Here is a 13,060-nt window from a genome sequence, read left to right as displayed (position 1 = left end):
GCCTCGTCGGCCGGAACGGTCGCGACCGTGAACGAGGTGCTGACGCCGAAATTGCCGCCGCCTCCGCCGCGCAAGCCCCAGAACAGGTTCGGTTCGGCTCCTTGCGACACGGAGCGCACCGCGCCGTCGGCGGTGACGATCTCGGCGCCCGTCATCGCGTCCGAGCCGACGCCGAAGCGGCGCATGTTGAAGCCGATGCCGCCGCCCAGCATGAAGCCCGCGATGCCGACCGTCGGGCAGCGGCCATGGGTGATGGCGCGGCCCGCCGCGCGAAGCCCCGCGGCGACGTCCCGGTTGAGGCAGCCCGCTCCGATCGTGACGCGGCCGCTCGCCGCGTCATAGGCCACCTGCTTCATCGGCGACAGGTCGATCAGGAGGCCGGACGAGGACGAGTGCCCGGCGAACGAATGCCCGCCGCCGCGGATGGCGAAGGGCATGTCCATCTCCCGACACCAGCGCAGCGCCTTGGACACCGTCTCGGCGGAGCCGCACCGCGCGATCGCCTGCGGCTCGATCCGGGCGTAGCGCAGGTTCTGCGGCCGGGCGCGCGCGGAAAAGCCCGCGTCTCCGGGACGCAGAAGGCCGTTCCCGAGATCTCGGCGAGTCGCGACCAGGCCGCGTCGCCGGGCGCGCACCATGAGCAGTCGTCGAAGACCGTGCGGGCCCGCGCCGCCGCCGGAGCGAGCAGACTGACGGCGGAGCCGATGGCGAATTGTCGACGGCTGAGAGATGAGCGCATGGCTGGCCGATCCGGCTTCACTTTGCGGCACACTATAAAGTTGCGTTTAAGGCCCAGTAAAAACCGAGCGTCCGAGGCGTCCCGGCGCTGTCCGCGCGGCGGACGTCGCCTGACAAATCTGTCGCTTGACGAACATCTCCGCGCTTTTAGAACAGGAGCAAGTTCACCAGCGGCGACGGGCTATGACCATCAGGCGCAGAGACTTCGTGGCGATGCTCGGCGCGGCCCCGGCCGCTCTCTTGCCTGGCGCCGCCGGCGGCGACGCGCGCCGAGACGGCCCCCGGCATGGCGGCGGGGGTCGATCCCGCCGTCGAGAAATCGATTCGCGCGAGCTTCGGCGGCGGCTTCTCGGTGCGCACGCAGACCGAGCTGCGCGGGCTGACCTACGCCGAGATCGAGCATTCCGGAAACCGCTTCGTGGTCGCGAGCGCCGACGCGCTGGACTGGAAGTTCGTCGCGTCCGACAGGACGCTCTGACCGCGCCTGACGCCGCGTCCTCGCTCAGGCGCCGGTCTCCAAACCTGATCCGATTTCCCGCAGATCCCGTCATTCCGGAGGGCGACAAGCCATGTCCGAGACGATCAAGACCATCCGCATCCATCCCGGCATCGGCATCGCGCGCCTCGGGAACAGCGACGAGTTCTTCGTCGGGCCCGAAGCGCCGGGCCTCGTGGTCGATCCAGGCGGGAAAGGCGGGCCGGGACCGAACGGCGGATCCTATCGCGACGCCGATGCGCGCCTGAAGCGGCAGGCGCAGCGCTACCGGGTCTACGGCTATGACGCCGACGGCAAGGTCGTGGCCGAGCTCACCAAACAGTCGGACCTCGTCCAATCCCTGCGCTGGCGCGTCCATGTCCGCAACATGAAGGCGGCGAACTACGCGTTTCAGGGCGCCTATCTGTTCGATCCGGACAAGCTGCGCAATCCGTCCGTCCAGCCGGGCAAGAAGCCGATCGAGCGCGACAAGCTGATCATCGATCCGGGCGTCCACACGATCTCGTCCGGCGAGGCCGGCCCCGTCGTCATGAAGGGCGACGTCTTCGTCGACGTCGAGAAGAGCAAGCTGCCGGGCGAGCTGCGCTTCGTCGGCTTCACGCCCAAGGACCCGTCGCAGGAGGTCGAGGTGACCTACGAGGCCGCGCGGGACATCGAGCTCGGCCAGCTTCGCCTCGACGACGGCGACCGCCTGCTGTTCGTGCCGGCGGGCGGAAAGGGCGAATGCGTGACGACGCCCAAGGTCGCGCTGTCGAACCCGAGCGAGACCCACAGCCCGCCGAACGGCCCGGACGGCGGCCGCAACCCGCTCACCAACCAGTTCGCTTACTTCAACGTGCCCGGCTGGTGGGACGACACCTGCGGCGGCGAGATCGACGTCACCGTCACGCTCAAGGACGGAACGGTTCTGAGCACGCGCGACGGCGTGACGTCTGCGGCGGACGAGGGCGCGCGGAACGCCCGCGCGGGCGCCTGGATCGTCACCGCGCCGCCGAAGTTCTCGCCCTACATGCTCCACGTGGTCTCGATCCTCGACCGCGTCTACGAGGCGTTTCCCGAGGCCTACCCGCACGCGAGCCGGAAGACGAACTTCTATCGCGACGTCTATCCTGTGTTCGCCAAGGCGGTGAACTACGGCTGGGTGAGCGCCGAGGCGGCGGGCGTGAAGCCCGAGACGAAGGACGCCGCCCATGGCCCGCGGCAGCCGGGCAACCTGCTCAACGACCGCTACATGGCCGCCTTCACCGACCCGACCGAGAAGAGCCGGTCGATGCGGCAGATGATCTACAATCTGATGCGCCGCGCGCCGGGAAAGCGCGGCCGCCTCGTCGACTCCCTGCAGCCCCCTCCCCCGCAGCGTCCGACGACCTGGAAGGACGAGGAGTTCAAGCGAGAAGAGGAAGACTACAAGATGCCCAAGCTCTGGGGCACGGGCGGCAAGCCCGCCCAGAACGAGGAGACGGGCTTCGACCTTCCCGACCAGTTTCTCAGCCTCACCGACTGGCAGCTCAACCATCTGAAAGAGTGGGCCGACGGAAACTTCGAGGTCGGCGAGCCGGTGCGGCCCGTCGCGCTCGACGAGCTTCCGCTCGCCGACCAGCCGCACGCCCTCGACGCCTCGGCGCTGGAGCCGACCATCGGTGGCGGCTTCCATCCCGGGATCGAGTTTCCCTATCTCATCCTCTACCGCGAGAACTTCGCCGAGGCGTTCCGGGTGGCTGGAGGCGTCGAGCCCGGATCGGTGGCGGCCTACATGTCGAGCCCGTGGCAGGGCGACTTCTGGTCCTGCGACACGGCCTGGTGGCCGACGCAGCGCCCCGACGTCGTGTTCGAATACGACAGGGCGACCCAGACCCGGACCTACAAGGAATGGTTCCGCGGCTATGACGAGAGCGGCGAGCCGCTCTCGTCCGACGACGGCTACCAGCAGATGGCCTACGCCTGGCCCAAGCTCGGTATGGTGCTGCCGCTCAGGACCGAGGACGGCGGCTTCCTGAAGGACAACGGCCAGATGGTGTTCGTCGAGCACGAGCGCGATCCCGCGCTCAACCGGCCGCCGCAGGCCAAGTCGCCCCCGGCCAAGTGAGCCAGGGCGCCGACCCGGCCGGCGAGATGTGGGACGTCATCGTCGTGGGATCCGGCCCGGCCGGATCCGCGACCGCCCTTACGCTGGCGCGGCTCGGACGGCGCGCGCTGCTGGTCGAGAAGCGGCGATCGACGGGCGTGAAGCTTGGCGAGACGCTGCCGCCGGCCTCGATCGACCTGATCGCGCATTTTCTCGGGCCTGAGACCGGGACGGCCGGGCGGCCCTTCGACGCCTTCCCGACGACCGGAAACGTTTCGTCCTGGGCGAGCGAGGGCGCGGACGCCGCGGATTTCTTCTTCGCATCGAGCGGTCATGGGCTCTGCGTCGACAGGCCCGCCTTCGACGACGCCTTGCGCGACGCTGCGGCCGCAGCCGGCGCGACGCTGCTCAAGGGCGCGAGCTTCCAATCCTGCGAGCGCGTCCTAGACGGCTCGCTCAACTGGCGCGTGACTCTCGCGACGGACGCGGGCGCCCGTCAGGACCGGGCCCGCTATCTCGTCGACTGCTCCGGCAGGCGGCGTGGGCCGGGCGCTCTCGGGGCTTCGATCGAGGACGACGACGACCGGCTGTTCGCCTATGCGCGATGGTTCTCATGCCCGGGCGGCGACGACGATCGCCGCACCCGCATCGAGGCGGCGCCGGAGGGCTGGTGGTACAGCAGCCGGCTGCCGGGAGCCGTGGGGCGAAACGGGGCGGCTGGTCGTCTTCTACACGGACCGCGACCTGCCGGCCGCGCGGCTCGCCGCGTCGCCGGACGGTTTCGACGGGCTCTTGGAACGCTCGGCGATGATCGCGCCCGTGCTCAGGGATCGCGGTTATCGACCCTACGGGGCGATCCGCGGCGCGCCGGCCGGCGGCCAGCGGCTGCAGGCGTTCTGCGGCGACGCCTGGATGGCGGTCGGCGACGCGGCGCAGGCCTATGATCCGCTGTCGTCGCAAGGCGTCGACAAGGCGCTTAAGTCCGCCAGCGACGCCGGGCACCTGATCCACTACGCGCTGGAGGACTCTTCGCAGGGCGAGGACTGTTCGCAGGGCGCAGCCGAGCTCGACGCGCGCAACCCTTACGTCGTCCGTCACGACGAGGCGCAGCGACGGATGTGGGACGAGTATCTCAGGCGGCGCGCCTTCTACTACGGCGCGGTGCGACGCTGGCCCGGCGAGGCGTTCTGGCGGCGGCGCCTCCCCGTCGAGCAGGCGGCCGCGGACGCCGACGAGCATCGGTTGCGCGCGTCCCCGAGCGTGTGACGTTTCAGGTCGAACCACCGCCGTCACGCCCGCGCTTCGTGCGGGCATGACGGCCGAGCCGGCTGTGATCTCCGCCTTCAGTTCGTCGGCGTCACGGGTCCGCGGCCCGACACCCAGAGGTTCGCCTCTTCGCGCTCGTCGGCCGGGTCCGACGTCACGCAGATCTCGCCGTTGAGCGCCGCCGTCAGCTCGTTGGCCTCGGGAAGCCGCGCGGCGCGCTGGGCGCGGGCCGGCCACCACGGCGGCGGCTCGTCGGAGCCGAGCATGCGGCCGAACATCCGCCAGGCGTCCTCCGCCGCGGTGCGCTGGGGCAGCACGCGGATCGACTGCATCATCCCGGCGTCCTCATGGCCGACGAGATGGCAGTGATAGACGAACTGCCCGGTCATCACCGGATTGGTGAAGGGGATGATGACCGACACCTCTCCGGGCTTGCCGTCGGCCGCGTAAGGCAGGGTGATGACGTCGCGCAGGCCCGTCGCGTCCGGCTGTCTGCCGACGCCCTTCTCCTGCACCAGGAACGAGGTCTGGTGCAGGTGGAAGACGTGGAGTTCGGTCGCGAGGTTGCGCAGGATCCACCGTTCGACGTCGCCCACCCGGGTCGTGGTGTTCACGACGTTCGGGTCGAAGATCTGGCCGTTGATGTAGAACTTGCTGAAGTCCTTCGCGTCCGAGAATTCGAACACGCGCTCGCGGGTGATGGGGAGGTTCTTGATGTCCCTCGGGCGCGGAAAGATCGCGCTCCTGTTCGCCGCAGGCTCCTGGACGCGCTCGCTGATCCCGCGGTCGGGCTTCGGGTCGCCCGCGACGATGAAGGTCCCGAGGTCGGCGGCGTCGTTCGGCAGGCCGGTCGGCCCGGTGTCGACGTTAAGCGAGCTCAGCTTGTAGCTGCCGGCCGCCCCGGCCTTCACCGCGACGGTCACGCGCGCGCCGGGCGCGAGGAACAGCGTCTCCTGCCGCTCGGGCGTGACGAGGACGTTGCCGTCGCGCTCGATCGTCCAGAACTCGTGGCCGGCGAGCGCGAACTTGAAGAACGAGTTCGCGCCGAGATTGCCGACCTGCCAGACCTGCCACTCGCCCGGCCGGGCCTTCACCGGCGCGTCGGTGTAGCCGTTGAGCGTCAGCGTCGTGGCGGTCTCGTTGGGAAGGACGATGTCCTTGAGCACCATCACGCGCCGGCGAAGGCCCGCGAGCTCCGGATAGTGGGCCTCGATGTAGCCGTCGACGATCAGCATGCCGGACATGCCCGACAGGATCTGCTTGTTCACCACGCCGTGCGCATGGGGGTGATACCAGTGCAGCCCTTCGGGATGGTCGCTCGGGAACGGCACGACATAGTCGAAGCTCGTCCCGGCCTTGACCTTGAGGAAGACGTCGTCGCCCGGCGCCTTCGGGCTCACGTCCGCGCCGTGGTAATGCATGTTGGTGCGGACGGACTTTTTGAACTGGACGTCCGCCGGCCCGATCTCGTTGTTGAGTTTCATCCGCAGCGTGTCGCCGCGGCTGAGCACGAGCGTCGGCGGGATGTAGAGGCCGTTATAGACGTTGCTGCGGAACCGCTTGCCCGCGACGCGGATCCAGCTCGGCCGCGCGGTGAGCTCGACCTCGAGCACGCCGTCGCGCGAGCGCAGCTCCGGCGGGTTGGGCAGGTCGTCGATCGCCGCAGGGTCCGCAGGCGCGCCGCGAATCGCGACCACGTCCACCGCCGCAGGCGCTGACGGCGGCGCCTCCTCGGCGAAGGCTGCGGCGCCTGACGCCAACAGCATGAAGAGCGCGACGGCAGGCCGAACCATGGTCATCCCCCGAACCAAGGCTGAGATGTCGCGAGTCTACCTCAAGTCGAAGAGGAGGCAACAGGATCCGGCCTGGAACGCGCCGCCTGTCCTCGGCGAAATGGTCCTTGGTCAATGCGCCTCCGCCGGAACGTCCGGCATTTGATCGACCTCGGCCGCCCTTTTGGGATGTCGCCTCCGCGGCGCGCATGATCTAGCATTGCGAGCAGCCGCCCGCCGACGCCGACGCGCGCTCGCGCACCCACTCTGGACGAAAGGTCCGCCGATGATTAGCCGAACAATGATCTGCGGAACGCTCTTCGCCTTGGTCGCCGCAGGGTCCATCCCGGCGTTCGCCCGCGACATCGGCGCGCCGGAAGTTCGCGACGCGGGCCCGGGAATGGGAGGGCCGCCGCAGATGGACGACGCGCTCGGCGTCACCGTTCCGATCGGAAAGCAGCCGAAAAGCGCGGGCGACGCCCCGCAGGACGGCCAGGCAAGGCCGAACTGCGGCGAGACCGTCACCATGGCGCAGGACGGAACCGAGACGGTCACGCCGAAACCCTGCGACTGACGCGGGGCCTCATCGGCGCTGCAGCAGCCACATCAGCAGCGGTCCGGCGATCAGCATGCCGATGAGCCCGGCCGGAACCTGGAACGGCACGTAGACCACCCGCCCGAGCCAGTCCGCCGCGATCATCGTCAGCGCGCCGATGAGCGCGGCCGCCGCAAGCTGGCCGCCGGCGCGCGCGAAGCCGAGACGCAGCGCGAGATGCGGCGCGATCAGCCCGGCGAAGCTCAAGGGGCCGACCGCGAGCGTCGCGCCCGCGGTCAGGGTCGCGCAGAGGGCGAGGACGCCCAAACCTGCGACGGCCGGCGATGCGCCGACCGAGAGCATGAACGGTCGCCCGAGCGGCGCGAGATCGAGCCAGCGCACGACGAGGAACGAGGCGGCGATCTGCACGATCGCGCAGGCCATGGTCCCGACCGCGACCGCAGGCTCGACGTCGTAGGTCGAGCCCGCCATCCAGTTCGCGACCAGCAGCATGCGCGGGTCGCCGCTCGCCATCAGGATCGCGAGCAGCGCCGAGAACATGGCGCCGAGCGCGACGCCGGCGATCAGGAGCTGTTCGGGCGCGAGCCTGCCGCCGCGTCCGAGCCCGAGCAGCGCGCCCGCGACCAGAAAGCCTCCGGCAGCCGCAGCCGCGGTCTGGACCGCCAAGCCCGGCGATGGGGCGAACAGCAGCGCGAGCACGAAGCCAAGCGCGGCGCCCGAACTCACGCCGAGCACTTCGGGGCTTGCGATCGGATTGCGGGTCAGGCGCTGGAGCATCAGCCCTGCGGCCGCCAGCATCGCGCCCGCGGCCCCGGCCCCGAGGGTCCTGGGCCAGCGCCACGGCAGGAGCTCGGCGAGCTCGGGCCATGGCGCGACCGACAGGCCTCCGCCCGGCGCTGGGCCGATCGCGAGCGAGGCGAGCAACGCGACCGGAACCGCGGTCGCCAGCAAGCAGATCGCCAGGCCGACGCGCCGCACGCGCGGCCCGGCGGGGCGCTCGGTCTCGACCGGCGCGGGGTTGCGCAACCTGGAGGCGAGCCAGACCAGCGTCGGCGCGCCGATCAGCGCCGTCGCGGCTCCGGTCGGCACGTTTAGATGCGCCAAGGCCTCGGCGGCCTGGAGAAGCGCGTCGGTCGCAAACAGGATCGCCGCGCCGATCGCCGCGCTCCAGGCGAGCCGGTCCCTCAGCCTTCGGACGCCGAGAGCGCGGGCGAGCGCAGGCGCAGCGAGCCCGATAAAACCGATGACGCCGACGGCGCTGACGATGACGGCGGTGAGCGCCACCGCCAGTCCGATCGTGACGAGCCGCAGCCGAACCACCGACAGGCCGAGGCTGCGGGCCGGCTCGTCCATCTCCAGCAGCTGCAGCGGCCGGACCGTGAGGGCGACGAGGCCGGCGAGGACCGCGACCTTCACGCCGAGCGGGCCCGCGACCGACCAGTCCTGCTGGTTCAGCGCGCCGCTGCCCCAGACATAGAGGCCCGTCAGCATCCGCTCGTTGAAGAGCGTGAGCGCGGAGGCCGCCGCGCCGCAGAACATCGCCGCCACCATGCCGGACAGGATCACGGTCAGCGGCGCGAAGCGGCTTCGCCAGGAGAGCGCCGTCACCACCGCGGTCGAGGCCGCGCCGCCGAGAAGCGCCACCACCTCCCGGCCGGCCAGAAGCGCAGACGGCGCCGCCACCGTCGCCAGCGACAAAGCAAGCTGCGCGCCGGCCGAGACGCCGAGCGTCGAGGGCGAGGCGAGCGGATTGCGCAGCGCCTGCTGGAGCACGGCGCCTGCGAGCGCGAGCCCCGCTCCCGCGATCAGCGCGACGACGGCGCGCGGCGCGACGCTGTAATGGACGAGAAGCTCACGGATGTCGTCGGCCGAGGGCGCCAACAGCGCCTCGAGCCAGAGCCCGACAGGCAGCCGCGCCGACAGGTTGAGCGCCATGGCGACCGCGCCGAGCCCGATGAGCGCGAGCACGGCGACGAGCGCCGGGCGGAACCCGTCATGCACGCTGGGCGGCCTCCGCCAGGAGCCGCGCGAGACGCGTCACGGACGGTAGGCCGCCGAAGGCGAGCACCGGCGGCAGGCGGAACAGTCGGCCTTCGTCCGCAAACCCCGTCGCGCGCCAGATCGGGCTCCCCGAAAGAAGCGCAAGCGCGTCCGGCGGCGTCGGGGCGAGGCAGAACAGCCGAGCGCCGCGCGCCTGCGCAAGCGCCTCGACGCCGACCTGCGAAAAGCCCCACGGATTGGTCGGGCGGGTCCAGCCATTGGTCAGGCCGAGCCGCTGGAGCGCGTCCTCATAGAGGCTGTTCGCCCCATAGACCCAGGCGTTGCGCGCGTCCTGAAAGGCGGCGAGCAGCACGGGCCGATCGCGAAGCGGAGCCACGCGCTCCGACAAAGCCGCAAGCTCGGCTTCGGTCCGCGCGACGAGCCCCTCGGCCTCCTGTTCCGCGCCGAGCCGCTTGCCCATGGCGCGCGCCGCCGCCACGAGGTTCGGCCAGGGCGAGGATCCGGTGGCGTGGACCGGAAAGCTCTCGACCGGCGCGACGCGCTCGAGCTTCGGGCGGAGGCGCTCGAGATAGGGAGTGGAGAAGATGACGTCGGGCTTCAGCTGGCTCAGGATCTCGAGATTGATCTCGCGCGACGTCCCGAGATTGACGATTCCAGCGGGCAGCCGGGGCTCCACCACCCAATCGTCCCAGTCGTCCGCGGCCGCGATCGCGATGGGCGGCCGCCCCATCGCGATCAGCGTCTGGGCGATGCCGTAGTCGCCGGTGACGGCGCGCGGGGCGTCCGACGCGCGGACGCGCACGGGCGCAAGCGCTGCGGCGGCCGCAAGCGCGACGGCGGCCCGTCGCGTGACGCCGCGCCGTTCGCGTTCCTGAAAGTCCTCACCAGCGATAGCGCAGCGTCCCGATCACCGTTCGTCCCTGGCTCAGATAGCACCGACCGCTGTTGCACACAGGCGCGTCCTTGTCCGCCAGATTGGTGGCGTTGAGCGCCAGCGAATAACCCGCGAGCTTCGGATTCGCTGTGCCGAAATCGTAGCGGGCCGCGGCGTCGAGCAGCGTGTAGGGCCTGTTGCGGATGACGTTGGCGTTTTCGGCGTAGCTCGCCCCGACATGGCGCACGCCCGCTCCGAAGCCGAGGCCCGCAAGCGCGCCGCCCTGGAACTCGTAGTCGAGCCAGGCCGAGGCCGTGTGCCTGGGCGTCACCAGCGGCTGGTTGCCGACGTTCGCCGCGACCGAATCCCGTTTGATCTCGGCGTCGTTGTAATTGTAGGAGGCGATCGCCTTGAAGCCCTGCGCGAGGTCGATGCGGGCGCTGAGCTCCACGCCGCGGGTCTCGATCTCGCCGATCGCCTGCGCGGCGCCGTTGAGCGGATCGTATTTCACCGCGTTCTTCTCGGTGAGCCGGTAGACCGCGGCGGTGAACAGGCTGCTCGATCCCGGCGGCTGGTATTTGACGCCCGCCTCGATCTGCTCGCCTTCGGTCGGCTTGAGCAGTCCGCCGTTCGGGCCGCGAACGGCTGCGGGCAGGAACGAGGTCGAATAGCTGGCGTAGGGCGAAATCCCGCTCTCGAAGGCGTAGAGCACGCCGATGTTGTAGGAAAACGCCTTGTCGTCGCGCTCGGCCGAGGCGGTCGGCGCGCTTCCGTCGAAGCGCGTGTTGTCCGACGTTCGGTTCGCCCAGTCGCGCCGGACGCCGGCCGAAATGTTCCAGCGCTCCCCGATCTTGATCTGGTCCTGCGCATAGAGGCCGAGCTGCTTCAGGCCGATGTCGGTGCGGGTCGTGATCGGCGGCGTCGGGCCGTCGACGCCGTAGCGCGGGTCGTCGATGTCGAGGTCGTAGGCCGGGTTCGCCGCGAGGCTCCCCTGCCCCTGGCGCGACTCCGACCACTGGTAGTCGAGCCCGAACAGCATGGTGTGGCGGATCGCACCGGTCTCGAACTTCGCCTGCAGCTGGTTGTCGAGCTGGACCGCCTCGATCGTCTCGTCGATCGCCCATGAGCCGCGCCGGTAGACGTTCGGCCGCGCCGGGTCGAAGCCTCCGCCCGAGACGCCCGCGGTGAGGTAGCGCGAGCGCATGTCGAGGTGATTGTAACGGGCGTTCTGGCGCACCGTGAAGGTCTCGTTGAAGGCGTGCTCCAGCTCGTAGCCGAGCTGGTATTGGTCCTGCTTCAGATAATCGTAGTCCGGATCGCTGGCGCGGATGTTCAGGACGTTGATGTTCGGCGAAATGCCGGCGTTCATCACCGCGACGTTGCTGTCGGTCTCGTCCTTCTGGGCGAGGCCATAAATGGTGATCCTGGTCTCGTCGTTCGGCGCCCATGTGAACGAGGGCGCGAGGAAGAAGCGCTCGTCCTCGATGTCGAAGTCGACCTCGCCGAGCCGGCCGAGCGCCGTCAGCCGGCCGGTGAGCGTTCCCTCGGCGTTGAGCGGCCCGCTGGCGTCGAAGCCGGCCTCGTAGCGGCCTGTGCCGCCGATCGTGCCGATCGCCTCGAACTGCGGTTCTGCGGTCGGGCGCTTCGACACGCGGTCGATCAGGCCGCCGGGCGTCGACTGGCCGTAGAGCACGGCGGCCGGGCCCTTGATGATGTCGATGCGCTCGAGCTGGAACGGGTCGGTGCGGAAGGTCGCGAACTGCCCCTGCGCCTGCCGCAGCCCGTCCTTGTAGTCGCCGAAGGTGTTGACCGGGAATCCGCGGATCGAGATCTGGTCGAAGCGCGGATCGAAGCCCGAGCCGTTGGTGGTGACGCCCGGCGAATAGCGCACGGCCTCCGGAATGGAGGTGGCGGCGCGGTCCTCCAGCTCCTCGCGGCCGATGACCTCGACCGAGCGCGGGGTCTCCATGATTGGCGTGTCGGTCTTCGTGCCGGCCCGGCTCTCGGTCGCGACATAGCCCTGGACCGGGCCGCGGCCCGTCCCCCCGGCGCCCGGGTTCGCGCCGCCGCCTTGGCCGCGGCCCTGCACCTCGATCCCGTCGAGCGGCGTCGCGTCGTCCTGCGCCCTCGCCTCGCCCGCCCCGACGGTGACGGACAACGCCGCCGCCCCCGCAAGCCGCAACGTCAGTCTGCGCGCAGCCCCCATGCCCATCCGCCCCCGCGATCATGAGTTTCAGATACGGGGCGGTTGCTGGGCGCCTGCAGATTGATTGTCAAGCGATTATTCAATGTATTTAATTATTATAGCTCAAATAATACGCTGTACTCTCTCGTCATACGCGCCGAGTCTGAAGTATTCTCAACGGATCCACGCCCCGAACGCGAACCGGATGGCCTGATTGATCGCGGTCGGCAGGACGGTCATGTGCGTTTCGCATGGAATGAGCTCGTAAGAGACCTCGAGATCATCCATCGCCGCGAGCCTTTCGGACATCGCCCGCGCGTTCTCTTCCGTGCGGCTCCGCTCATGCCCCGCCCGGCGCTTCTCCTCGTCCTCGGCGCCGACCTGGAAGGGCGCGAGGGTCTGCTCGTATTCGCCGACCGAAATCAGCACGCGCTTGCCCGACGGACGGTCGGCGCGCGCCTCGAACCGCTCCGCCGAGCGCAGCAGCGTGAAGTTCTCCCAATAGACCGTCGGCGAGGCCGCGGTCCACGTCGCGAACGCCTCCGGATGGTTGAACAGGGCGTAGAGAACGAACAGGCCGCCGAACGAGTGCCCGAAGATCGCCTGCCGGGCGGGATTCACCGGCAGGCGCCGGGAGATCTCGGGCTTCAGCGTCTCTTCGATAAAGGCGAGGAACTCGTCCGCGCCGCCCGTCAGAACGTCGGGTCCGCCGGCGACGTGCGGCGGATAGGTCGCGCCGGGCGGCGGGCTGTAGTCCCAGGAGCGCCGGACGCTGTCATAGGCCGCCTCGGTCGGATAGCCGATCGCGACGACCGCGGCCTCACGCACCCCGGTGCCGAGCGGCCAGGCGGCCTGAACGCGGATCGCGTCGGCCGCGGTCGCGAACACCGCGTTGCCGTCCAGCATGTAGAGCACGGGCCACCCCTCCGGCGGCGCGTCTCCGGGCGGCGTGCGCAGGAAGATGCGATAGGGCGCCGCGCCGGATTTGGCCGGAAGGTCGAAGCGCACGGCTTCTGAAAGGACGACGGGGTGGTCCTGCGTCATGTCGGCCGGCCTTGCGCTCCGTTCGGGGCGCTCCCCTATCGCGTTCATCGGCCGCCGTCGACC

The 13,060-nt window shown here is 70.0% G+C and carries 10 protein-coding genes and 1 pseudogene; 5 read left to right on the top strand and 6 right to left on the bottom strand.

Annotated features, from left to right (window positions below; all coding sequences use genetic code 11):
- Positions 1–167: 167 nt before the first annotated feature.
- Positions 168–638: pseudogene (locus K6K41_RS30615) on the bottom strand (FAD-binding oxidoreductase); the annotation flags it as partial.
- A gap of 386 nt (positions 639–1,024) precedes the next feature.
- On the opposite strand from K6K41_RS30615, the gene K6K41_RS19135 reads away from it, so the two are divergent.
- From K6K41_RS19135 to K6K41_RS19120, 4 genes are all read left to right on the top strand, one after another.
- The gene (locus K6K41_RS19135) at positions 1,025–1,216 is read left to right on the top strand and encodes a hypothetical protein (RefSeq protein ID WP_261401824.1); all 192 of its coding nucleotides are present in this window, start codon (positions 1,025–1,027) and stop codon (positions 1,214–1,216) included.
- Between the two features lie 91 nt (positions 1,217–1,307).
- Positions 1,308–3,320, top strand: coding sequence for a LodA/GoxA family CTQ-dependent oxidase (locus K6K41_RS19130; protein ID WP_261401823.1), 2,013 nt, complete (start codon positions 1,308–1,310; stop codon positions 3,318–3,320).
- Positions 3,317–4,243 (top strand): NAD(P)/FAD-dependent oxidoreductase, encoded by a 927-nt coding sequence (locus tag K6K41_RS19125; protein WP_261401822.1) that lies wholly within the window; start codon positions 3,317–3,319, stop codon positions 4,241–4,243. Before K6K41_RS19130 ends, K6K41_RS19125 begins: the two co-directional genes overlap by 4 nt.
- Entirely contained in the window at positions 4,212–4,565 is a 354-nt protein-coding gene (locus tag K6K41_RS19120) for a hypothetical protein (RefSeq protein WP_261401821.1), read from the top strand. Before K6K41_RS19125 ends, K6K41_RS19120 begins: the two co-directional genes overlap by 32 nt.
- A 77-nt stretch (positions 4,566–4,642) precedes the next feature.
- Here K6K41_RS19120 and K6K41_RS19115 read toward each other — a convergent pair whose 3' ends face one another.
- A complete protein-coding gene (locus K6K41_RS19115; RefSeq protein WP_261401820.1) occupies positions 4,643–6,358 on the bottom strand; it encodes a multicopper oxidase family protein in 1,716 nt (571 codons plus the stop codon).
- Between the two features lie 304 nt (positions 6,359–6,662).
- On the opposite strand from K6K41_RS19115, the gene K6K41_RS19110 reads away from it, so the two are divergent.
- Positions 6,663–6,911 carry a hypothetical protein gene (locus K6K41_RS19110; protein ID WP_261401819.1) on the top strand — a complete coding sequence of 83 codons (249 nt, stop codon included), beginning with the start codon at positions 6,663–6,665 and terminating at the stop codon, positions 6,909–6,911.
- A 9-nt stretch (positions 6,912–6,920) separates the two neighbouring features.
- Here the strand turns inward: K6K41_RS19110 and fhuB are convergent, their stop codons facing one another.
- From fhuB to K6K41_RS19090, 4 genes are all read right to left on the bottom strand, one after another.
- On the bottom strand, positions 6,921–8,894 hold the full coding sequence (fhuB, locus tag K6K41_RS19105; protein ID WP_261401818.1) for a Fe(3+)-hydroxamate ABC transporter permease FhuB: 1,974 nt from the start codon (positions 8,892–8,894) through the stop codon (positions 6,921–6,923).
- The gene (locus K6K41_RS19100) at positions 8,887–9,696 is read right to left on the bottom strand and encodes an ABC transporter substrate-binding protein (RefSeq protein WP_261401817.1); all 810 of its coding nucleotides are present in this window, start codon (positions 9,694–9,696) and stop codon (positions 8,887–8,889) included. Before K6K41_RS19100 ends, fhuB begins: the two co-directional genes overlap by 8 nt.
- A gap of 79 nt (positions 9,697–9,775) precedes the next feature.
- Entirely contained in the window at positions 9,776–11,974 is a 2,199-nt protein-coding gene (locus tag K6K41_RS19095; protein WP_261401816.1) for a TonB-dependent siderophore receptor, read from the bottom strand.
- A 153-nt stretch (positions 11,975–12,127) separates the two neighbouring features.
- Positions 12,128–12,997 carry an alpha/beta hydrolase gene (locus tag K6K41_RS19090; RefSeq protein WP_261401815.1) on the bottom strand — a complete coding sequence of 290 codons (870 nt, stop codon included), beginning with the start codon at positions 12,995–12,997 and terminating at the stop codon, positions 12,128–12,130.
- Positions 12,998–13,060 lie beyond the last annotated feature (63 nt).

The organism is Chenggangzhangella methanolivorans (genome assembly GCF_019797865.1).
Classification (GTDB): Bacteria; Pseudomonadota; Alphaproteobacteria; order Rhizobiales; family Methylopilaceae; genus Methylopila; species Methylopila methanolivorans.
The sequence above is the reverse complement of the archived record's forward strand: the minus strand, read 5'-3'. Positions and strand labels throughout refer to the sequence as shown.

What these genes read in the sequence shown, in the direction of transcription:
- K6K41_RS19095 (WP_261401816.1), bottom strand. Translation starts at nt 11,974, where the DNA reads ATGGGGGCTGCGCGCAGACTGACGTTGCGGCTTGCGGGGGCGGCGGCG.
- K6K41_RS19090 (WP_261401815.1), bottom strand. Translation starts at nt 12,997, where the DNA reads ATGACGCAGGACCACCCCGTCGTCCTTTCAGAAGCCGTGCGCTTCGAC.
- K6K41_RS19115 (WP_261401820.1), bottom strand. Translation starts at nt 6,358, where the DNA reads ATGGTTCGGCCTGCCGTCGCGCTCTTCATGCTGTTGGCGTCAGGCGCC.
- K6K41_RS19135 (WP_261401824.1), top strand. Translation starts at nt 1,025, where the DNA reads ATGGCGGCGGGGGTCGATCCCGCCGTCGAGAAATCGATTCGCGCGAGC.
- K6K41_RS19120 (WP_261401821.1), top strand. Translation starts at nt 4,212, where the DNA reads ATGGCGGTCGGCGACGCGGCGCAGGCCTATGATCCGCTGTCGTCGCAA.
- K6K41_RS19130 (WP_261401823.1), top strand. Translation starts at nt 1,308, where the DNA reads ATGTCCGAGACGATCAAGACCATCCGCATCCATCCCGGCATCGGCATC.